General features: G+C 58.1%; 21 protein-coding genes and 2 pseudogenes. 11 read left to right on the top strand and 12 right to left on the bottom strand.

Going from position 1 to position 21,270, the window contains the following annotated elements:
* Window positions 1-82: 82 nt before the first annotated feature.
* The 3 genes and pseudogenes from DR88_RS03200 to DR88_RS31540 form a co-directional block, all read right to left on the bottom strand.
* Complete coding sequence (locus tag DR88_RS03200) at window positions 83-691, bottom strand: glutathione S-transferase (protein ID WP_025860775.1); 609 nt, start codon at window positions 689-691, stop codon at window positions 83-85.
* 106 nt (window positions 692-797) lie between these two features.
* Window positions 798-929, bottom strand: a pseudogene (locus tag DR88_RS31535) (hypothetical protein); the annotation flags it as partial.
* Window positions 917-1,134: pseudogene (locus DR88_RS31540) on the bottom strand (hypothetical protein); the annotation flags it as partial. The pseudogenes DR88_RS31535 and DR88_RS31540, both read right to left, overlap by 13 nt.
* Window positions 1,135-1,658: 524 nt before the next feature.
* Between DR88_RS31540 and mtlA the strand changes: the two are divergent.
* From mtlA to mtlR, 3 genes are all read left to right on the top strand, one after another.
* On the top strand, window positions 1,659-3,566 hold the full coding sequence (gene mtlA / locus DR88_RS03195) for a PTS mannitol transporter subunit IICBA (protein ID WP_002922397.1): 1,908 nt from the start codon (window positions 1,659-1,661) through the stop codon (window positions 3,564-3,566).
* 100 nt (window positions 3,567-3,666) lie between these two features.
* Window positions 3,667-4,815, top strand: a complete 1,149-nt coding sequence (gene mtlD / locus DR88_RS03190) for a mannitol-1-phosphate 5-dehydrogenase (RefSeq protein WP_004150175.1) — start codon at window positions 3,667-3,669, stop codon at window positions 4,813-4,815.
* Window positions 4,815-5,411, top strand: coding sequence for a mannitol operon repressor MtlR (gene mtlR / locus DR88_RS03185; protein WP_002922401.1), 597 nt, complete (start codon window positions 4,815-4,817; stop codon window positions 5,409-5,411). The genes mtlD and mtlR overlap by 1 nt, the downstream gene beginning before the upstream one ends.
* Here the strand turns inward: mtlR and DR88_RS03180 are convergent.
* The gene (locus DR88_RS03180) at window positions 5,400-5,624 is read right to left on the bottom strand and encodes a hypothetical protein (RefSeq protein ID WP_002922402.1); all 225 of its coding nucleotides are present in this window, start codon (window positions 5,622-5,624) and stop codon (window positions 5,400-5,402) included. The two genes, mtlR and DR88_RS03180, sit on opposite strands and share 12 nt — an antisense overlap.
* A 272-nt stretch (window positions 5,625-5,896) precedes the next feature.
* Between DR88_RS03180 and DR88_RS03175 the strand changes: the two genes are divergently transcribed.
* From DR88_RS03175 to trmL, 5 genes are all read left to right on the top strand, one after another.
* Complete coding sequence (locus tag DR88_RS03175; RefSeq protein WP_002922410.1) at window positions 5,897-6,259, top strand: YibL family ribosome-associated protein; 363 nt, start codon at window positions 5,897-5,899, stop codon at window positions 6,257-6,259.
* A gap of 285 nt (window positions 6,260-6,544) precedes the next feature.
* Complete coding sequence (gene lldP, locus DR88_RS03170; RefSeq protein ID WP_002922413.1) at window positions 6,545-8,200, top strand: L-lactate permease; 1,656 nt, start codon at window positions 6,545-6,547, stop codon at window positions 8,198-8,200.
* Complete coding sequence (gene lldR, locus DR88_RS03165; RefSeq protein ID WP_032443996.1) at window positions 8,197-8,970, top strand: transcriptional regulator LldR; 774 nt, start codon at window positions 8,197-8,199, stop codon at window positions 8,968-8,970. The genes lldP and lldR overlap by 4 nt, the downstream gene beginning before the upstream one ends.
* Window positions 8,970-10,154: an FMN-dependent L-lactate dehydrogenase LldD gene (gene lldD, locus DR88_RS03160; RefSeq protein ID WP_002922420.1), complete on the top strand. Its 1,185-nt coding sequence runs from the start codon at window positions 8,970-8,972 to the stop codon at window positions 10,152-10,154. The genes lldR and lldD overlap by 1 nt, the downstream gene beginning before the upstream one ends.
* Before the next feature lie 92 nt (window positions 10,155-10,246).
* A complete protein-coding gene (gene trmL, locus DR88_RS03155; protein ID WP_002922423.1) occupies window positions 10,247-10,720 on the top strand; it encodes a tRNA (uridine(34)/cytosine(34)/5-carboxymethylaminomethyluridine(34)-2'-O)-methyltransferase TrmL in 474 nt (157 codons plus the stop codon).
* Between the two features lie 81 nt (window positions 10,721-10,801).
* Here trmL and cysE read toward each other — a convergent pair whose 3' ends face one another.
* From cysE to DR88_RS03130, 5 genes are all read right to left on the bottom strand, one after another.
* The gene (gene cysE / locus DR88_RS03150; RefSeq protein ID WP_002922426.1) at window positions 10,802-11,623 is read right to left on the bottom strand and encodes a serine O-acetyltransferase; all 822 of its coding nucleotides are present in this window, start codon (window positions 11,621-11,623) and stop codon (window positions 10,802-10,804) included.
* A 73-nt stretch (window positions 11,624-11,696) separates the two neighbouring features.
* The gene (gpsA, locus tag DR88_RS03145) at window positions 11,697-12,716 is read right to left on the bottom strand and encodes an NAD(P)H-dependent glycerol-3-phosphate dehydrogenase (RefSeq protein WP_002922427.1); all 1,020 of its coding nucleotides are present in this window, start codon (window positions 12,714-12,716) and stop codon (window positions 11,697-11,699) included.
* Entirely contained in the window at window positions 12,716-13,183 is a 468-nt protein-coding gene (secB, locus tag DR88_RS03140) for a protein-export chaperone SecB (protein ID WP_002922428.1), read from the bottom strand. Before secB ends, gpsA begins: the two co-directional genes overlap by 1 nt.
* Window positions 13,184-13,243: 60 nt before the next feature.
* Complete coding sequence (gene grxC / locus DR88_RS03135) at window positions 13,244-13,495, bottom strand: glutaredoxin 3 (protein ID WP_002922429.1); 252 nt, start codon at window positions 13,493-13,495, stop codon at window positions 13,244-13,246.
* A 104-nt stretch (window positions 13,496-13,599) separates the two neighbouring features.
* The gene (locus DR88_RS03130; protein WP_002922436.1) at window positions 13,600-14,031 is read right to left on the bottom strand and encodes a rhodanese-like domain-containing protein; all 432 of its coding nucleotides are present in this window, start codon (window positions 14,029-14,031) and stop codon (window positions 13,600-13,602) included.
* Between the two features lie 245 nt (window positions 14,032-14,276).
* Between DR88_RS03130 and gpmM the strand changes: the two genes are divergently transcribed.
* The 3 genes from gpmM to DR88_RS03115 are packed head-to-tail and all read left to right on the top strand — an operon-like array spanning window position 14,277 to window position 18,062.
* Complete coding sequence (gene gpmM, locus DR88_RS03125; protein WP_025860772.1) at window positions 14,277-15,821, top strand: 2,3-bisphosphoglycerate-independent phosphoglycerate mutase; 1,545 nt, start codon at window positions 14,277-14,279, stop codon at window positions 15,819-15,821.
* Between the two features lie 9 nt (window positions 15,822-15,830).
* Window positions 15,831-17,102 (top strand): murein hydrolase activator EnvC, encoded by a 1,272-nt coding sequence (envC, locus tag DR88_RS03120; protein WP_002922458.1) that lies wholly within the window; start codon window positions 15,831-15,833, stop codon window positions 17,100-17,102.
* Between the two features lie 3 nt (window positions 17,103-17,105).
* Window positions 17,106-18,062 carry a divergent polysaccharide deacetylase family protein gene (locus DR88_RS03115; RefSeq protein ID WP_004150183.1) on the top strand — a complete coding sequence of 319 codons (957 nt, stop codon included), beginning with the start codon at window positions 17,106-17,108 and terminating at the stop codon, window positions 18,060-18,062.
* Window positions 18,063-18,067: 5 nt separating this feature from the next.
* Here DR88_RS03115 and DR88_RS03110 read toward each other — a convergent pair whose 3' ends face one another.
* From DR88_RS03110 to kbl, 3 genes are all read right to left on the bottom strand, one after another.
* Window positions 18,068-18,856, bottom strand: a complete 789-nt coding sequence (locus tag DR88_RS03110; protein ID WP_004186125.1) for a glycosyltransferase family 2 protein — start codon at window positions 18,854-18,856, stop codon at window positions 18,068-18,070.
* Between the two features lie 168 nt (window positions 18,857-19,024).
* On the bottom strand, window positions 19,025-20,050 hold the full coding sequence (gene tdh, locus DR88_RS03105) for an L-threonine 3-dehydrogenase (RefSeq protein ID WP_002922461.1): 1,026 nt from the start codon (window positions 20,048-20,050) through the stop codon (window positions 19,025-19,027).
* A 12-nt stretch (window positions 20,051-20,062) separates the two neighbouring features.
* Window positions 20,063-21,256 carry a glycine C-acetyltransferase gene (gene kbl, locus DR88_RS03100; protein WP_002922462.1) on the bottom strand — a complete coding sequence of 398 codons (1,194 nt, stop codon included), beginning with the start codon at window positions 21,254-21,256 and terminating at the stop codon, window positions 20,063-20,065.
* Window positions 21,257-21,270: the final 14 nt, after the last annotated feature.

Below are 21,270 nucleotides of genomic sequence, written 5' to 3' on the forward strand. Positions count from 1 at the left end.
TTTCCCCCCTCCCGACGGGAGAGGGAGTCAACAATCAGCGGCGATTGTAACGCCTCCTTGCGCAAACTGTTACCTGCCTGGGTCAAGTCCGCGGCGGTTCAGTGCGCGCAAAGCTGGCGCGCTGGAACAACGCATCCACCAGCTTCACCAGCTGCGGCCGGGTGGCGCACCAGCCCGGCGCTACGCGGCGAAAGTTCAGATAAGCAATGGCGCAGGCCGTGGAAATGGTCGCCAGATTAACCTCGTCGCCGCGCAGCGTTCCGTCTGCCGCGCAGGCTTCCAGCCTGTCGAGACCGCGAGCCACTTTCTCCCGCTGGCGGAGCAGTTCGTGTTCTGACTGTTGCGCGCCCGGGCGAGCCTTTTCACGCACCAGCGACTGGGCGGCCTCCATCACGCCATCCGCCAGCGCCTCTAGCTGGCGCATCCTGAGAGCGGCTCTGGGGTCGGCGGGGATCATCGGCGGCGCTACGCCCAGCAGCTCCAGATACTGGGCGATGACCGGGGAGTCAAACCAGCACTCACCGTCGTCCGTCACCAGCGCCGGTACCTTGCCCAGCGGGTTATAGCGCGCCACACCGTTGCTTTCGCTGTAGGGGGATTCGTTGACAAACTCAAAAGGGATGCGCTTTTCCAGCAGGATCACGGAGATTTTGCGCACAAAGGGACTGGTGTAGCTGCCGATCAGTTTCATAGCCTGCTCCTTATCGCCAACAAATTATCGCCAACAAAGATATGAGTATGGCTCAGGGCAGGACAAAAGGCAGGTGAGCGTCCGGCTCAACCTGCCGCCGATCGCATTAATGATCGAGATAGAGGTAGTGCATCCAGCTGGTCATCCGCAGCAGCACTTTACGCATCACCGAGACGTGGGTGAAATGGTCGGAGTAGAGCGCCACCTGCGCGTAGATACCATCGGGTAATGCTGATAGCCCTTGTTCAAGCGATCGCGTTCCGTCGACACGCGGGTGGTATTGGCCTGGCCTCAGAGAGCTGCGGCTTGGGGACGTTAATACAGTACAGCGTCGTTACCAGGTTGGCCTGCAGGCGGTCGACTCGCGCCTGATAGGGCGCCGGGTCAATCGTAAATAGCGCCTCGCCTTTCTCGACGCGCTGAGTGGCTCTATCGGTTCGGCTTTACGGGAATTATTTATCTGATTTTATTCACAATATACTGATATTCGCCCCGCTATTTTGAGGATAATTCACGCCTTTCATTTATGCCATCCGGCGTAAAAAAGTTATTCGGCAATTAAGGTTGCTTAGTTACAGGGTCATCCCGGCGTGGAAGCAAAACCGGGCCGAGATCACAGCGGCGTAAACCCCTCGCGAAATTCTTTGTGATCAAAATCACAAACAAACAACAAAAACACGAAACAAAAATGTGACAAATATCACACAAAAAGGCAGATCAGCGGCTAAAAAGGCGCTGTGTTGTTTTTTTACACAGTAATTTTGTGATCATCATCACTACAAAACCCTCTTAGCCCCCTATATTCATGTGATCCAAATCACATAAAAGGGCGCTGGCTGGACAGCTAAACGATTCAGTGCCAGATTTCGCACTATCAATCAGGGCCCGGCTACCTCTGCCGCCACATTAACAACAAACCTCGGGCTTTAAGCCTGCGCGCTACGCAAAACAGAAGAAGGGGTGTTTTATGTCATCCGATATCAAGATCAAAGTGCAAAGCTTTGGTCGTTTCCTCAGCAATATGGTGATGCCGAATATCGGCGCGTTTATCGCGTGGGGTATCATCACCGCGCTTTTCATTCCGACAGGGTGGTTGCCAAACGAAACGCTGGCGAAGCTGGTCGGTCCGATGATCACCTACCTGCTGCCGCTGCTGATCGGTTACACCGGCGGTAAATTAGTCGGCGGCGAACGTGGCGGCGTGGTCGGGGCGATCACCACCATGGGCGTTATCGTCGGCGCGGATATGCCGATGTTCCTCGGCTCCATGATTGCCGGCCCGCTGGGCGGCTACTGCATCAAGAAATTCGATAACTGGGTAGACGGTAAGATCAAATCCGGTTTTGAAATGCTGGTGAATAACTTCTCCGCCGGCATCATCGGGATGATCCTCGCCATTCTGGCCTTCCTCGGCATCGGCCCGGCGGTCGAAGTTCTGTCGAAAATTCTGGCGGCTGGCGTTAACTTTATGGTGGCGCACGACATGCTGCCGCTGGCGTCTATCTTCGTCGAACCGGCAAAAATCCTGTTCCTTAACAACGCCATCAACCACGGTATCTTCTCGCCGCTGGGTATTCAGCAGTCCCACGAGCTGGGTAAATCCATCTTCTTCCTGATTGAAGCTAACCCGGGTCCAGGGATGGGCGTTCTGCTGGCGTACATGTTCTTTGGCCGCGGCAGCGCAAAACAGTCTGCAGGCGGGGCGGCTATCATCCACTTCCTGGGTGGTATCCATGAAATCTACTTCCCGTACGTGCTGATGAACCCGCGCCTGATCCTGGCCGTTATCCTCGGCGGGATGACCGGTGTCTTCACCCTGACTATCCTTAATGGCGGTCTGGTTTCCCCGGCTTCCCCAGGCTCTATCCTGGCGGTACTGGCGATGACGCCGAAAGGCGCCTACTTCGCTAACATCGCCGCGATTATCGCAGCGATGGCGGTCTCCTTCGTGGTCTCTGCGGTTCTGCTCAAGACCAGCAAAGTCAAAGAAGAAGACGATATCGAAGCCGCAACGCGTCGTATGCATGACATGAAAGCGGAATCCAAAGGCGCCAGCCCGCTGGCGGCCGGCAATGTCACCAACGACCTGAGCCATGTGCGTAAAATCATCGTCGCCTGCGACGCCGGGATGGGTTCCAGCGCCATGGGCGCCGGGGTACTGCGCAAGAAAGTGCAGGATGCCGGGCTGAGCAACATCTCGGTCACCAACAGCGCAATCAATAACCTGCCGCCGGATGTTGACCTGGTCATCACCCACCGCGACCTTACCGAGCGCGCCATGCGCCAAGTACCGCAGGCGCAGCATATTTCGCTGACCAACTTCCTCGACAGCGGTCTGTACACCAGCCTGACCGAGCGCCTGGTCGCGGCCCAGCGCCACATCGACAACGAAGTCAAAGTCACCGATAGCCTGAAAGACAGCTTTGACGATACTAACAACAACCTGTTCCAGCTGGGCGCGGATAACATCTTCCTCGGTCGCAAAGCAGCCACCAAAGAAGAAGCCATTCGCTTCGCCGGTGAGCAGCTGGTGAAAGGCGGCTACGTCGAGCCGGAATATGTGCAGGCGATGCTGGATCGCGAAAAACTGACCTCGACCTATCTCGGCGAGTCCATCGCGGTACCGCACGGCACCATCGAAGCGAAGGACCGCGTGCTGAAAACCGGCGTCGTCTTCTGCCAGTACCCGGAAGGCGTGCGCTTCGGTGAAGAAGAAGATGAAGTCGCGCGTCTGGTCATCGGCATCGCCGCTCGTAATAACGAGCACATTCAGGTTATCACCAGTCTGACTAACGCCCTGGATGACGAAACCGTGATTGAGCGCCTGGCGAAAACCACCAGCGTCGACGAAGTTCTGGCACTGTTAAATAAATAATCAGCGCTATCCAACCCTCTCCTTTGGGAGAGGGTTGGGGTGAGGGGAAAGGCCTCACCCCAGCCCTCTCAGGTGAAAACATTAATTGAAGGTTAATACTATGAAAGCATTACATTTTGGCGCAGGTAATATCGGACGTGGCTTTATCGGTAAATTGCTGGCCGACGCGGGCATCGAACTGACGTTTGCCGATGTCAATCAGACCGTACTTGATGCCCTGAATGCCCGTCATAGCTATCAGGTTCACGTCGTCGGTGAGAATGAGCAGGTGGACACCGTCTCCGGCGTCAATGCCGTCAGCAGCATCGGCGATGAGGTTGTGGACCTGATCGCTGGGGTGGATCTGGTCACCACCGCCGTCGGTCCCGTCGTGCTCGAGCGCATCGCGCCAGCGATCGCCAAAGGGCTGGCGCAGCGCAAAGCGCAGGGCACCGAACGCCCCCTGAACATCATCGCCTGCGAAAATATGGTGCGCGGCACCACGCAGTTAAAAGGCCACGTGTTTAACGCGCTGGCGGAAGAAGATAAAGCGTGGGTGGAAGCGCATATCGGCTTTGTCGACTCTGCCGTAGACCGTATTGTTCCGCCATCGGCTTCCGCCACTCATGACCCGCTGGAAGTCACCGTGGAAACCTTTAGCGAATGGATTGTCGATAAGACTCAGTTCAAGGGCGCGCTGCCGACTATCCCGGGAATGGAATTAACTGATAACCTGATGGCATTTGTCGAACGCAAGCTCTTCACCTTGAACACCGGGCATGCTATAACCGCCTACCTCGGAAAACTGGCGGGCCATCAGACGATTCGCGACGCGATCCTCGACGAGAAAATTCGTGCCGTCGTGCAGGGCGCGATGGAAGAGAGCGGCGCGGTGCTGATCAAACGTTACGCCTTTGACCCGCAGAAGCACGCGGCTTATATCCAGAAAATACTTGGCCGTTTCGAGAACCCGTACCTGAAAGACGATGTTGAGCGCGTTGGCCGTCAGCCGCTGCGCAAACTGAGCGCTGGAGACCGTTTAATTAAGCCGCTGCTGGGTACACTGGAATACGGGCTGCCGCACCGCAACCTGGTGAAAGGGATTGCGGCGGCGATGCATTTCCGTAGCGAAGACGATCCGCAGGCGCAGGAGCTAGCGGCACTGATCGCCGACAAGGGGCCGCAGGCCGCGCTGGCGCAGATTTCCGGCCTGGATGCCGCAAGTGATGTCGTCGCGGAGGCCGTTAACGACTACAACGCGGAAAAATGATGCACAACCTGGCGCGGCCGACGTCGCGCCCATTACGACTCCTGTCAGATATGCAGGCAATGATGGAAGAAACACAAGCATTTGAAAACCGTGTGCTTGAGCGTCTGAATGCTGGCAAAACCGTACGAAGCTTCCTGATCGCCACCGTCGAGCTGTTAACGGAAGCGGTCAATATTCTGGTGCTTCAGGTGTTCCGTAAAGACGACTACGCGGTGAAATACGCCGTCGAGCCCTTGCTGGAGGGCAGCGGGCCGCTCGGCGATCTCTCTGTACGCCTGAAGCTGATTTATGGCCTTGGGGTGATAAGTCGTGCCGAATATGAAGACGCCGAGCTGCTGATGGCCCTGCGCGAAGAGCTTAACCACGACGGCAATGAGTACAGCTTTACCGACGACGAAATTATCGGTCCGTTCGGCGAGCTGCACTGCGTCGCCGCCCTGCCGCCAACGCCACAATTTGATGACAGCGATGCCGAACTGCTGGCAATGCAGAAACTGCGTTACCAGCAGATGGTGCGCTCAACGATGGTGCTGTCCCTGACTGAGCTGATTTCACGAATCAGCTTAAAAAAAGCCTTTCAGAAATCAACGCTCTGATTCCGGTTCCGTCTGGTCGCAGGTCGGCCGGTAAAGCTGACGATAATATTCCAGACGCTGCAGGAACAACGCTTCCTTATCCTGAGGAATGTCTCGCGGTACATGCTGCAGACGCGGAGACTTTTTCAAATACTCCATAAACGCCTGACTGGAAGCCATAAAATCAACCGCTTTGTCGATTAAACGTGGTACGCCGTCGCCGATCTTTGCCATCACGTCCTCCTTTTGGGAATAATCTGATTAAGCATTAGCCAATTCACCAGCGTGGGTTAAGGAAAACGTGCTTATCTGCCGACAGGCTTCACAGAAATGAAATTAGAACGGGTATTAGGCGGAATATTAATAAAATTCAAATTATTAGCGATAAATGATATTGCATTCCGCGGGCGACAAACGGCGAATTTTTGATAAATAGCTATCAACAATAGCGGTCACGGCACATACTATAGGCGAATGAAGCCCCTTTATTAACAGATCAAATCACCATGAAAGAAGTCGAAAAGAATGAAATCAAGCGTCTGAGCGATCGTCTCGACGCCATCCGCCACCAGCAGGCCGAGCTGTCGCTGGTGGAAGCCGCCGATAAATACGCTGAACTGGAAAAAGAAAAAGCCACTCTGGAAACGGAGATTGAACGTCTGCGTTCCGTCCAGAGCCAGAAGCTGAGCAAAGAGGCGCAGAAGCTGATGAGCCTGCCGTTCCGCCGCGCGATTACCAAAAAAGAGCAGGCCGATATGGGCAAGCTGAAGAAAAGCGTTCGCGGCCTGGTGGTTGTCCATCCGATGACCGCCCTGGGCCGGGAAATGGGTCTGAAAGAGATGACCGGTTTCGCCCGCAGCGAATTTTGATCCCCAGCCCTCTCCGTACGGAGAGGGCTATTCTGTCTTCACTTCCCCACATTTTTACCTTCAGCCGAGTCGATTGGTCCAACCAATAATTTCATCCACCCCCTGGTAGTTCACAAATCCATCAAATCCCATCACAAACACGTTGCTTAAGAGCAACATCTGATTAACCATTCGTTGTCATCAACCCTGATACCCTTAATTGGCCGGGCCAATTTTACCTTCGGTGGGATCGGCAATGAGCGCAGACTCAGCCCTCCCCTCCTGGCGGCCCGATGGAGACCCTGCATGAATCTCTGGCAACAAAACTACGATCCCGCCGGTAATATCTGGTTATCCAGTCTTATCGCATCGCTACCGATTCTGTTTTTCTTTTTTGCGCTGATTAAGCTCAAACTGAAAGGCTACATCGCTGCCACCTGGACCGTCGCAATCGCGCTGGTCGTTGCCTTGCTGTTCTATAAAATGCCGGTGGACCGCGCCTTAGCCTCGGTGGTCTACGGCTTCTTCTACGGCCTGTGGCCTATCGCGTGGATTATTATCGCCGCGGTCTTCGTCTATAAAATCTCGGTGAAGACCGGACAGTTCGACATCATCCGCTCATCGATTCTGTCGATTACGCCGGACCAGCGCCTGCAGATGCTGATCGTCGGCTTCTCGTTCGGCGCCTTTCTCGAAGGGGCGGCGGGTTTCGGCGCACCGGTCGCGATTACCGCCGCGCTGCTGGTTGGTCTCGGGTTTAACCCGCTGTATGCGGCTGGCCTGTGCCTGATCGTCAACACCGCGCCGGTGGCCTTCGGCGCGATGGGCATCCCGATTCTGGTCGCCGGCCAGGTGACCGGTATCGATAGCTTCGCCATCGGCCAGATGGTGGGCCGCCAGCTGCCGTTCCTGACCATTATCGTGCTGTTCTGGATCATGGCGATTATGGACGGCTGGCGCGGCATTAAAGAGACCTGGCCGGCGGTGATAGTCGCAGGCGGTTCGTTCGCTATTGCCCAGTACCTCAGCTCGAACTTCCTTGGCCCGGAGCTGCCGGATATCATCTCGTCGCTGGTCTCCCTGGTCTGTCTGACCCTGTTCCTCAAACGCTGGCAGCCGGTACGCATCTTCCGCTTCGGCGATCTCGGCGCCTCGCAGGTGGATATGACGCTGGCCCGCACACGCTACACGGCGGGACAAGTGATCCGCGCCTGGTCGCCGTTCCTGTTCCTGACAGCCACCGTGACCCTGTGGAGCGTGCCGCCATTCAAAGCGCTGTTCGCTCCTGGCGGCGCGATGTATGACTTCGTTATCAATATTTCGGTACCGTTCCTCGACAAAATGGTTGCCCGTATGCCGCCGGTGGTTAGCGCCGCGACGCCCTACGCCGCGGTGTATAAATTCGACTGGCTGTCGGCAACCGGCACCGCCATTCTGTTCGCCGCCCTGCTGTCCATCGTCTGGCTGCGCATGAAGCCGAAAGATGCGCTGACCACCTTCGCCGGGACGCTGAAGGATCTGGCGCTGCCGATCTACTCTATCGGCATGGTGCTGGCGTTCGCCTTTATCTCTAACTATTCCGGGCTGTCGTCGACCCTGGCCCTGGCGCTGGCCCATACCGGCCACGCGTTTACCTTCTTCTCGCCGTTCCTTGGCTGGCTGGGGGTATTCCTGACCGGTTCGGACACCTCGTCTAACGCCCTGTTCGCCGCGCTGCAGGCAACGGCGGCGCAGCAGATTGGCGTCTCCGATATTCTGCTGGTCGCGGCTAATACCACCGGCGGCGTTACCGGCAAGATGATTTCCCCGCAGTCGATCGCCATCGCCTGCGCCGCGGTAGGCCTGGTGGGCAAAGAGTCGGATCTGTTCCGCTTTACCGTCAAACATAGCCTGATCTTCACCTGCATGGTGGGGCTGATCACCACGCTGCAGGCCTACGTTTTAACCTGGATGATCCCGTGATAGTGATGCCTAAACGCCTGGCCGACGACGTGGCGCGTCGCGTCCGGGCGCTGATTGAAGAACAACAGCTGGAGGCGGGCATGCGACTGCCCGCCGAGCGCCAGCTCGCCGCCCAGCTCGGCGTCTCACGCAATTCCCTACGCGAAGCGCTGGCGATGCTGGTCAATGAAGGGGTGCTGTTGAGCCGTCGCGGCGGCGGCACCTTCGTCCGCTTTCAGCATGAGCCGTGGTCAGAGCAAAACATCGTCCAGCCGCTGAAGACGCTGCTGGCCGATGACCCGGACTACAGCTTCGATATCCTCGAAGCTCGCCACGCCATCGAAGCCAGCACCGCGTGGCACGCGGCGATGCGCGCCACCGACGCCGATAAAGAAATAATTCGTCTGTGCTTTGAAGCGACCCAGAGTGAAGACCCGGATATCGCCTCGCAGGCGGATGTCCGCTTTCACCTGGCGATCGCCGAAGCCTCGCATAACGTGGTGCTCCTGCAAACCATGCGCGGCTTTTTCGACCTGCTGCACTCCTCCGTTAAGCAGAGCCGCCAGCGCATGTATCAGGTGCCGCCGGTGTTTGCCCGCCTGACCGAACAGCACCAGGCCGTCATGGAGGCGATTGTCGCCGGCGACGCCGAGGCGGCGCGCCAGGCGATGATGGGCCACTTAGGCTTTGTCCACGCCACCATCAAACGTTTTGATGAAGACCAGGCCCGCCAGGCGCGAATTACCCGCCTGCCCGGTGACCACAATGAAAATTCCAGGGAGAACTCGTGATGATTATTTCCGCCGCCAGCGACTATCGCGCCGCCGCACAGCGTATCCTGCCGCCGTTTCTGTTCCACTATATTGACGGCGGCGCCTACGCCGAACATACCCTGCGCCGCAACGTCGAGGACCTTTCCGATGTAGCCTTGCGCCAGCGTATTTTGCGCAATATGTCGGACCTGAGTCTGGAAACGACATTATTCAACGAGAAGCTGGCGATGCCGACGGCGTTGGCGCCGGTCGGGCTGTGCGGGATGTACGCCCGCCGCGGCGAAGTGCAGGCCGCCGGCGCGGCGGACGACAAAGGCATTCCGTTCACCCTCTCTACCGTTTCCGTCTGCCCGATCGAAGAGGTCGCCCCGACCATCAAGCGCCCGATGTGGTTCCAGCTGTATGTCCTGCGCGACCGCGGCTTTATGCGCAATGCGCTGGAGCGCGCCAAAGCCGCCGGCTGCTCGACGCTGGTCTTTACCGTCGATATGCCGACTCCCGGCGCCCGCTACCGCGACGCCCATTCAGGCATGAGCGGCCCGAACGCCGCCCTGCGCCGCTACTGGCAGGCCGTCACCCATCCGCAGTGGGCGTGGGACGTCGGCCTTAACGGTCGCCCGCACGATCTGGGCAATATCTCCGCCTATCTCGGCAAACCGACCGGGCTTGAGGATTACATTGGCTGGCTGGCGAATAACTTCGATCCGTCGATTTCATGGAAAGACCTGGAGTGGATCCGCGATTTCTGGGACGGTCCGATGGTGATCAAAGGGATCCTCGATCCGGAGGACGCCCGCGACGCGGTGCGTTTCGGCGCTGACGGCATTGTCGTCTCCAACCACGGCGGCCGCCAGCTCGATGGCGTGCTCTCCTCGGCCCGCGCCCTGCCGGCAATTGCCGACGCGGTGAAAGGCGACATCACTATTCTCGCAGACAGCGGCATCCGCAACGGGCTCGACGTGGTGCGGATGATCGCCCTGGGCGCCGACAGCGTGCTACTGGGCCGCGCTTACCTGTACGCCCTGGCGACCCACGGTAAGCAGGGCGTGGCGAATCTGCTGAACCTCATCGAGAAAGAGATGAAAGTGGCGATGACCCTCACCGGGGCGAAAAGCATCCGTGAAATCAGCCGTGATTCGCTGGTGCAGAACGCGGAAGCGCTGCAGACCTTCGATGCGCTGAAGCAGAATAACGCCGCGTAATTCTCCACGTTTTCCCTTACGCCGCCCCTCTCCCTCAGGGTGAGGGTTCGCCAAATATCTGCTATTCTGCCCCCCGCAATTAAGGGGGCAGTATGCTGAACATCGTGTTATTCGAACCAGAGATCCCGCCGAACACCGGGAATATTATCCGCCTGTGCGCCAACACGGGCTTCAGTCTGCATATCATTGAGCCGATGGGCTTCACCTGGGACGATAAACGCCTGAGACGCGCCGGACTGGACTATCACGAGTTCACTGCCGTGCAGCGCCATGCGGATTACGCGGCGTTTGTCGCCAGCGCGCAGCCGCAGCGTCTGTTCGCCCTGACCACCAAAGGCACGCCTGCGCACAGCGCAGTGAGCTATCAGGACGGCGATTTCTTGATGTTTGGCCCGGAAACCCGCGGTCTGCCGGCCAGCATCCTCGATGCCCTGCCGCCGGAGCAGAAAATCCGTATTCCGATGATGCCGGACAGCCGCAGTATGAACCTGTCAAACGCGGTGTCGGTGGTGGTGTATGAAGCCTGGCGCCAGCTGGGGTATCCTGGCGCGGTCTTGCGCAGCTAACCTGAGCGGTTCCCGGATTACGGCGCGTTGCGCCTTATCCGGGCTACATTTCTGTGCTTAGCAGCGGCAAATGGCAATACATCAAATCCCGTCGCCGTACTCGAAGGTGTGGTGGATGCCGTTGAAATGCTGATCCATATCCATCGCCGGCTTGTCGCTCTCCGGCTTGCCGACGATACGCGCCGGTACGCCCGCCGCGGTGGTGTGCGGCGGAACCGGCTGCAATACCACCGAACCGGCGCCAATCTTCGCGCCACGCCCGACTTCAATATTGCCGAGGATCTTCGCCCCGGCGCCAATCATTACGCCTTCGCGAATTTTCGGATGACGGTCGCCGCTGGTTTTACCGGTCCCGCCGAGGGTGACCGACTGCAGAATAGAGACGTCATCTTCAATCACCGCCGTTTCGCCGACCACAATGCCGGTGGCATGGTCCAGCATGATCCCGCGGCCGATTTTCGCCGCCGGGTGGATATCCACCTGGAAAGAGACGGAGACCTGATTTTGCAGGAAAATCGCCAGCGCGCGTCGCCCCTGAGTCCACAGCCAGTGGCCGATACGATAGGCCTGCAGGGCATGGAAACCCTTCAGATAGAGCAACGGCGTGGAGTATTTATCCACCGCCGGGTCGCGCGTGCGCACCGCCTGAATATCGCAGGCGGCGGAGGCGATCATTTCCGGATCGGCGGCGTAGGCCTCTTCCACCACTTCGCGAATGGCGATCGCCGGCATAATCGGGGAAGCCAGCTTGTTGGCCAGCATATAGCTCAGCGCGCTGCCGAGATTTTCATGCTTGAGTAGCGTTGCGTGGTAAAAACTGGCGAGCATCGGCTCACAGTCAGCCAAAGCCCGGGCTTCGGCTTTAATATTATTCCAGACGATATCCAGTTCTTCACACGGCATTGCATACTCCAGGCGATATAGTAATGACCTGCCAGTTCTGCGCTGGCAGGGTCATTCAGGTGACAAAGGAAAGCTAATTGCTGCTGCGCTCGTCCTTGCGGGCGCGACCCAATAAGGTCAATGCTGCCTCGCGCGCAATTTTTCCGCAATACAATACCTGATAAATTTCCTCGGTTATTGGCATTTCGACACCTAAACGCTGTGCCAGAACGCGAACTTCCTTGGTATTGCGGTAGCCTTCAACCACCTGGCCAATCTTGTCCTGGGCGCTCTGCACGTCCATACCCTGGCCGAGCATCATGCCGAAGCGACGGTTACGGGACTGGTTGTCGGTGCAGGTGAGCACCAGGTCACCGAGGCCGGCCATGCCCATAAAGGTTTCCGGATCGGCGCCCAGCGCCGCGCCGAGGCGGGACATTTCCACCAGCCCACGGGTAATCAGCGCCGTACGCGCATTGGCGCCGAAGCCGATGCCATCCGACATACCTGCCCCGATGGCAATGACGTTTTTCACCGCGCCGCCGAGCTGCACGCCGATAAAGTCCGGGTTGATGTAGACGCGGAAGCTTTTGCCGCAGTGCAGTAGACGCTGAAGGTCTTCCGCAAACTGCGGATCCGTGGCCGCCAGCGAAATCGCCGTCGGCAGGCCGGCGGCCAGCTCTTTGGCGAAGGTTGGCCCCGAGATCACCGCCAGCGGAATATCATCGCCCAGCGCTTCACGCGCCACGTCCTGCAGCAGACGGCCGGTTTCGGCCTCCAGGCCTTTGGTGGCCCACACCAGCCGCGCGTCGGAACGCATCAACGGTTTAATCTGGCGTAACACCTGACCGAATACATGGCTCGGCACCACGACAAGGATGTCGCGGCTGGCGGCCAGCGCGGTGGCCAGGTCGCTCTCAAGATGCAGCGTATCCGGGAAAGGCACATCGGGAAGGAACGCGGCGTTGCAGCGATCGTGTTGCAGCGTCGCGATATGTTTCGGGTCATGGCCCCACAGCACAACGTGGTGGCCATTTCTTGCCAGGGTGATGGCAAGAGCGGTGCCGTAAGAGCCGGCACCGATCACAGTCATTGCAGCATTAAGTGCGTTCATCAGGCATCCTGATGTTGTTCAGCACCTTCGCCAGCCTGCTGCTGCAGATAGTTCATGAACAGCGCGTCGAAGTTCACTGGCGCAAGGTTAAGTTGCGGGAAGGTACCGCGGGAAACCAGGCTGGTGATGCACTCGCGCGCGTACGGGAACAGAATGTTCGGGCAGTATGCGCCGAGGCAGTGCGCCATCTGGGTGCCTTCGATGCCGTCGATGGAGAAAATACCGCCCTGCTGTACTTCACAGAGGAACGCGGTTTCTTCGCCCAGCGCAGCGGTCACGGTCACACGCAGCACCACTTCATAAACGCCTTCAGCCAGCTGGGTGGAGGCGGTATCCAGATCAAGTTTAACTTCCGGCTGCCAGTCTTTCTGGAAAACTTGCGGCGCGTTCGGCGCTTCAAAAGAGATATCTTTGGTATAGATACGCTGGATCTGGAAGGTCATTTCGGTGCTGTTTTGTTCTGACATAGTAAAACCCTTTCGTGTTGTCCTTAAATACGCGCTTCCGCCAGGGAAAGCGCGCAAAAATTAGCGCAAGAGGGGATCAAGTCCACCACGTGAATCAAGCGCATACAAGTCGTCACAGCCGCCAATGTGCTGCGCATCAATAAAAATCTGCGGAACCGTCGTCCGTCCGCTGCGCTGGATCATCTCCTCACGCTTCGCGGCATCGCCATCGATCGGCAACTCATGGAACGTTACGCCTTTACTGTTCAGCAGCGCTTTCGCGCGGATGCAGAACGGGCAGGTCGCTTTGGTGTAGATCTCAATATTGGCCATGACTTCACTCCTGTTGTTACCCTGAGGGTTTTACGCCGCAGCCTGTGTTCCCTTCACGTCAGGCGTGAAGGAGAAAACGCGGCGGCATCACCACGCGAGGTAAGTTATTTGCCGCGTACCAGAGGGAGGTTTTCGCCGCTCCAGCCAGCAATGCCCTCTTTCAGTACAAAGACTTTTTCAAACCCGGCTTTGTTCAGCGCGCTGGCGGGCTCTTGCGCCTGCATGCCGGAACCGTCTACCACAATAATGGGTTGCGATTTGTGTTTTTCCAACTCGCCGACGTTATTGGCTTTGATATCGCTGGGCAGCAGGTTAATAGCGCCGGCAATATGGCCTTTACGGAAATCGTCACGCTGACGCAGGTCGACCACCACCGCATCTTCTTTATTGATAAGACGCGTCGCTTCACCACGGGTGATGACTTTAACTTTCGACATCAGCCCCTTGAAGGTGGTGAACACTACCGCACCCAGCAGCGCGATCCACGCGATGCTCAGGACCGGATGACGGCCGATGAATTGCATAATTTCTTGCATGGGGGGTTACAACTCCCGACTAAGTGAGAAAAAAACCAGGAAAGGAGTATACCTGTGCCTTGCGGCAATTACAGCCAGTGAGCGCGATGTAATGTATTTTCTGCGGGCGGTGGCGAAAAAAAGCCGCTCTCGCTGACCCGGCGCGGCCCGGCCGCTCCCTTTCTTTGATCTTTCACGGGGATTTAAACGATTCAGCTGTAGTAAAATTACGCAAAATTTCTGTCTTTGAGCATGAGGTTGTCGCAATGTCGGTTTCTAAAAAACCTATGGTACTGGTGATTCTGGATGGCTACGGCTATCGCGAAGACCAACAGGATAACGCCATTTATAGCGCTAAAACGCCGGTAATGGACGCGCTGTGGGCCAAACGTCCACATACCCTGATCGATGCATCCGGCCTCGAAGTCGGCCTGCCGGACCGTCAGATGGGGAACTCCGAAGTAGGCCACGTCAACCTGGGCGCCGGTCGTATCGTCTATCAGGACCTGACCCGTCTCGATGTGGAAATTAAAGAACGCACCTTCTTCGCCAACCCGGTACTGACCGCCGCGGTCGATAAAGCGGTTGCCGCCGGCAAAGCAGTACATATCATGGGCCTGATGTCGCCAGGCGGCGTCCACAGCCACGAAGATCACATCATGGCGATGGTGGAGCTGGCGGCAGAGCGCGGCGCTGAGAAGATCTACCTGCACGCCTTCCTCGATGGCCGTGATACGCCGCCGCGCAGTGCGGAAAAAACGCTGGCGACATTCGAAGCCAAATTTGCCGCGCTGGGCAAAGGTCGCATCGCATCGCTCATCGGCCGCTATTACGCCATGGACCGCGACAACCGCTGGGATCGCGTAGAACAAGCTTATGATCTGCTGACCCTGGCCAAAGGCGAATTCCAGGCCGATACCGCCGTCGCGGGTCTGCAGGCCGCCTACGCCCGTGACGAAAACGACGAATTCGTGAAAGCGACCGTTATCCGCGCCGCCGGCCAGGCCGATGCCGCAATGGAAGACGGCGACGCGCTGATCTTCATGAACTTCCGTGCCGACCGCGCGCGTGAAATCACCCGCGCCTTCGTCAACGCCGACTTCGACGGCTTTGCGCGTAAGAAAGTGGTTAATCTCGATTTCGTGATGCTCACCGAATACGCCGCCGACATCAAAATCGCCTGCGCCTATCCGCCCGCCTCGCTGGCCAATACCTTCGGCGAGTGGATGGCGAAGCACGATAAAACCCAGCTGCGCATCTCCGAAACTGAAAAATACGCTCACGTCACCTTCTTCTTCAACGGCGGCGTAGAAGAGCCGTTTAAAGGCGAAGAGCGGATCCTGATTAACTCGCCGAAAGTGGCGACCTACGATCTGCAGCCGGAAATGAGCTCCGCCGAGCTGACCGAGAAACTGGTCGCCGCCATCAAAGGCGGAAAATACGATACCATCATCTGTAACTACCCGAACGGCGATATGGTTGGCCATACCGGGGTGATGGAAGCAGCCGTAAAAGCGGTTGAAGCGCTGGATCGCTGCATCGACCAGGTGGCTCAGGCGGTGGAATCCGTTGGCGGCCAGCTGCTGATCACCGCCGACCACGGCAACGCCGAGCAGATGCGCGACCCGGCCACCGGCCAGGCGCACACCGCCCATACCAATCTGCCGGTTCCGCTGATCTACGTCGGTAATAAAGCGGTCAAAGCGGTCAACGGCGGCAAACTTTCCGACATCGCCCCGACCATGCTGTCGCTGATGGGAATGGAAATCCCGCAAGAGATGACTGGCAAGCCGCTGTTCATCGTGGAATAATCCTTCCCCATGAGGGGAAAGGCGATGTATTCAACTACATGGATCGCAGCGGCAGTTCGATCCGTCCTTTACGCCAGCGCGCTCAGCGCTGGCGTATTGCTGTGCGCGTCATCTGCGCATGCCGACGATCGCGATCAGCTAAAGTCCATCCAGGCCGACATCGCCGCCAGACAGCGGGCGATTAAGCAACAGCAGCAGCAGCGCGCAAGCCTGCTCGCCCAGCTCAAAGCGCAGGAAGAGGCGATCGCCGCCGCGGCCCGCAAACTGCGCGAAACCCAGGATAGCCTGAACCAGCTCAATAAGCAGATTGACGAGATGAACGCCGCTCTCGCGAAGCTGGAGCGCCAGCGCGCGTCTCAGGAGCGGAACCTCGCCGCGCAGCTCGATGCCGCTTTCCGCCAGGGGCCGCATACCGGCATCCAGATGGTGCTCAGCGGTGAAGAGGGCCAGCGCAATCAGCGGATGCAGGTCTATTTCAGCTATTTCAACCAGGCCCGCCAGGAGACTATCGCGGAGTTGAAGAAAACGCGCGAAGAGATGGCGGTGCAAAAGTCGATGCTCGAAGAAAAACAGAGCCAGCAGCAAACGCTGGTCTACGAGCAAAAGGCCCAGCAGGCGAAGCTGGAGCAGGCGCGTAACGAACGGAAAAAGACCCTTTCCGGCCTGGAGTCTTCCATTCAGCAGGGTCAGCAACAATTAAGTGAATTACGGGCTAACGAATCGCGCCTACGCGGTCGTATCGCCCAGGCGGAAGCTGCCGCCAAAGCCCGCGCCGATCGGGAAGCACGCGACGCGCAGGCGGTGCGCGACCGCCAGCAGGAAGCATCGCGCAAAGGCACCACCTATAAACCAACGGAAAGTGAGCGTTCGCTGATGTCACGCACCGGCGGGCTGGGCTCGCCGCGCGGTCAGGCGTTCTGGCCGGTTCGCGGTCCGCTCCTTCATCGATATGGCGAACAGCTGCAAGGTGAACTACGTTGGAAAGGGATGGTTATCGCCGCGTCTGAAGGCACCGAAGTCAGAGCCATTGCCGATGGTCGGGTCATTCTGGCCGACTGGCTGCAGGGCTATGGTCTGGTGGTGGTGGTCGAACATGGCAAAGGCGACATGAGCCTGTATGGCTATAACCAAAGCGCGCTGGTCAGCGTTGGTACCCAGGTGCGTGCCGGCCAGCCTATCGCGCTCGTAGGCAGCAGCGGCGGTCAGGGCCGTCCGTCGCTCTATTTCGAAATTCGCCGCCAGGGTCAGGCGGTCAATCCACAGCCGTGGTTGGGAAGATAAGTTTTGCTTCAATTTCGCGCAATTGCTCTTGCCGTAGCCGGTTCGCTGGCTCTGGCGGCGCCAGCGTTCGCTGGCAAACTCTCCATCGTTATTGACGATTTTGGCTACCGCCCGCAGACCGAGAATCAGGTGCTGGCGCTGCCGGCAACTATCTCCGTCGCCGTGCTGCCGAACGCGCCGCACGCCCGGGAAATGGCCACTAAAGCGCATAATCAGGGCCATGAAGTGCTCATCCACCTGCCAATGGCGCCGCTCAGCAAACAGCCGCTGGAAAAAGACACCCTGCGTCCCGAAATGAGCAGCGAGGAGATCGAGCGCATTATTCGCGAGGCTTACGGCAAAGTCCCTTACGCCGTCGGGCTGAATAACCATATGGGCAGCGCGATGACCTCCAACCTGTTTGGCATGCAGAAGGTGATGCAGGCCCTGGAGCGCTACAATCTCTATTTTCTCGACAGCGTCACCATCGGCAACACCCAGGCCATGCGCGCCGCGCAGGGTACCGGCGTGAAGGTGATTAAGCGCAAAGTGTTTCTCGACGATACGCAGAATGAAGCCGATATCCGCAACCAGTTCAATCGCGCCATCGCCCTGGCGCGGCGCAACGGTTCGGCGATAGCCATTGGCCATCCGCATCCGACGACGGTGCGGGTGCTGCAGCAGATGGTCTATAATCTGCCGCCGGATATCACGCTGGTGCGCCCGAGCAGCCTGCTCAACGAGCCGCAGGTCGACAATTCGACGCCAAACTACGCTCAGCCGCCCGCGCAACAAACGGCGCCGCAGCAGCAGAAGCCGCGTAATCCGTTCCACGGCGTGAAGTATTGCAAGCCGAAGCGCCCGCTGGAGCCTGTGAACGCCAGCCGCTTCTTCACTATCCTCAGCGATAGCATCAGCCAGAGCGCGCTGGTCCAGTACTATCGCCTCAAATGGCAGGGCTGGGACAATCCCGGCAACTAGACCACTCAGGGGTCCGTTCGCTTTTGCGCGACGGGCGCCTGGTTATCTTCGTGGGCGTACCACGCCTTAAAATATTTCAGAAAGCTGTAAAACGTCGCGTACAGGCCGGTCACCACGCCGACCTTGCCATAGCGCCACGCCCCGCTAAACAGATACCACTTAAAGAAAGCGCCAATGGCGCTGACGATCCCCCGCGTCAGCGAAGGTTTGATCTGCTGGTACTTCACCAGCCGGGTGGTATAGCTGTTCAGCTTATTAAACACTTCATGCAGCGAATAAAAGGTATCGTGGCGAACGAAGCCCGGCAGCCTAACGGAGCTCGCGTGTCCGACCACCTGGTCATCCACCGGCCGATCGTTAAACCGCGCCTGCTGGCGGTTAAAGAGGCGCACCGGATAATCCGGTGAGGAAATGGGGTAGATAGTCCGTACCTGTTTGCCTAGCACAAACCAGTAGCGCGGCAGACGCCAGGCGCAGGTCGGCTCAGGCTCCTCCCCCGCTTTTAGCGCCTGAATGGCCGCCACCACGTCATTATCAAGAATTTCGTCGCTGTCCATGCACAGCACCCAGTCATGGCTGGCCAGTCCGATGGCATAGTTCATCTGCGCGCCGTGGGCTTTATAGGCATGGTGATGGACGGTGAGACCAAACTGCTGGCAAATAGCGACGGTTTCGTCGGTACTGCCGGAGTCGACGACGATACATTCATCGGCCACCTTCAGCAGAGGCGGCAGCACCTCCATCAGCAGGCGCGCAGAGTTACAGGTCAGTAAGCATACGGAGAGTTTAAGCATGATAGTTACAAAGTTAAACTGCGACTAAACACACTGTATAAGCGAATAACCGTAAAATCGATGTAGAAATTGTGCGCTTAATATTAAGCAGGCTAAAAATGTTATCCAAATCTAAATTAAGGCGCCCGCAGGCGCCTTTTTTGCTGATTTTTACGCCAGCATGGGGGATTAGTCCCAGCTCAAAACCACTTTACCGGACTGGCCGGAGCGCATCGCGTCAAAACCTTTCTGGAAGTCATCAATGCCGAAGCGGTGGGTGATGATCGGTGAGAGATCCAGACCAGACTGGATCAGCGCCGCCATCTTGTACCAGGTTTCGAACATTTCGCGACCATAGATACCTTTGATAAACAGCCCTTTGAAGATGACCTTGGTCCAGTCGATGGACATATCCGACGGCGGGATACCCAGCATCGCGATACGGCCGCCGTGGTTCATGGTATCCAGCATGCTGCGAAACGCCGGCGGCGCGCCGGACATCTCCAGACCCACATCGAAACCTTCGGTCATCCCCAGCTCGGCCATCACGTCATTAAGGTTCTCTTTGGCCACGTTCACCGCGCGGGTAACGCCCATTTTGCGCGCCAGCTCAAGACGGTACTCGTTGACGTCGGTGATCACCACGTTACGCGCGCCGACGTGTTTCGCTACCGCCGCCGCCATCACGCCGATCGGACCGGCGCCGGAAACCAGCACGTCTTCCCCGACCAGATCGAAGGAGAGCGCGGTGTGCACCGCGTTGCCGAACGGGTCGAAGATAGACGCCAGGTCATCAGAGATATTGTCGGGGATTTTAAAGGCGTTAAAGGCCGGGATCACCAGATACTCAGCAAAGCAGCCCGGGCGGTTGACGCCCACGCCGATGGTGTTGCGGCACAGATGGGTGCGGCCCGCGCGGCAGTTACGGCAGTGGCCGCAGGTGATATGCCCCTCGCCGGAGACGCGGTCGCCAATCTTAAAGCCGCGCACTTCCTGACCAATCCCCACCACTTCGCCGACATATTCGTGACCGACCACCATCGGCACCGGAATGGTCTTCTGCGACCACTCATCCCAGTTGTAGATGTGCACGTCGGTCCCGCAAATGGCGGTCTTGCGGATTTTAATCAGCAGATCGTTATGGCCGACTTCCGGTTCCGGTACGTCGGTCATCCAGATGCCTTCTTCCGCTTTCAGTTTGGATAACGCTTTCATCTCATACCCTTATTAGGCGATGACGCCCAGTTGTTTGCCGATGCGGGTAAAGGCTTCCACCGCACGCTCAATTTGTTCAGGGGTATGCGCCGCCGACATCTGGGTGCGAATACGCGCCTGGCCTTTCGGTACCACCGGATAGAAGAAGCCGGTGACATAGATCCCTTCTTTCTGCAGCTCGCGGGCAAAGTTCTGCGCCACCACCGCCTCGCCCAGCATCACCGGAATGATGGCGTGGTCGGCGCCGGCCAGCGTGAAGCCTGCCGCGGTCATTTTTTCGCGGAACAGACGCGCGTTAGCCCACAGGCGATCGCGCAGGTCTGCCCCCTCTTCAACCATCTCCAGCACTTTGATGGAGGCGGCCACGATGGCCGGCGCCAGAGAGTTGGAGAACAGATACGGACGGGAGCGCTGGCGCAGCCACTCAACCACCTCTTTGCGCGCGGCGGTGTAGCCGCCGGAGGCGCCGCCCAGCGCTTTACCCAGCGTGCCGGTGATGATATCGACGCGCCCCATCACATCACAGTATTCGTGGGAGCCGCGGCCGTTTTCGCCGACGAAGCCGACGGCGTGGGAGTCATCGACCATCACCAGCGCATCGTATTTATCCGCCAGGTCGCAAACGCCTTGCAGGTTGGCGATCACGCCATCCATCGAGAACACGCCGTCGGTGGCGATCAGCACGTGACGCGCGCCGGCCTCGCGAGCTTCTTTCAGACGCGCCTCCAGCTCTTGCATATCGTTGTTGGCATAGCGGAAGCGCTTCGCTTTACACAGACGCACGCCGTCGATGATCGAGGCATGGTTCAGGGCGTCGGAGATAATGGCGTCTTCCGGGCCGAGCAGCGTTTCAAACAGGCCGCCGTTGGCGTCGAAACAGGAGGAGTAGAGGATCGCGTCTTCCATACCGAGGAAATCGGCCAGCTTCTTCTCCAGCTGCTTATGCGTATCCTGGGTGCCGCAGATGAAGCGTACCGAGGCCATCCCGAAACCGTGGCTGTCCATGCCGGATTTCGCCGCGGCAATCAGTTCCGGGTGGTTCGCCAGACCCAGATAGTTATTGGCGCAGAAGTTAATCACGTGGCTGTCGCCGACGGTAATGTCCGCCTGCTGCGCCGAGGTGATGATGCGCTCTTCTTTGAACAACCCTTCGGCCCGAGCGGTCTCCAGATTGCTAGTTAACTGTTTGTAGAAATCACCACGCATTGCAACTCTCCAGA

Origin of the sequence: Klebsiella pneumoniae, assembly GCF_000742135.1 — a bacterium.
Classification (GTDB): domain Bacteria; phylum Pseudomonadota; class Gammaproteobacteria; order Enterobacterales; family Enterobacteriaceae; genus Klebsiella; species Klebsiella pneumoniae.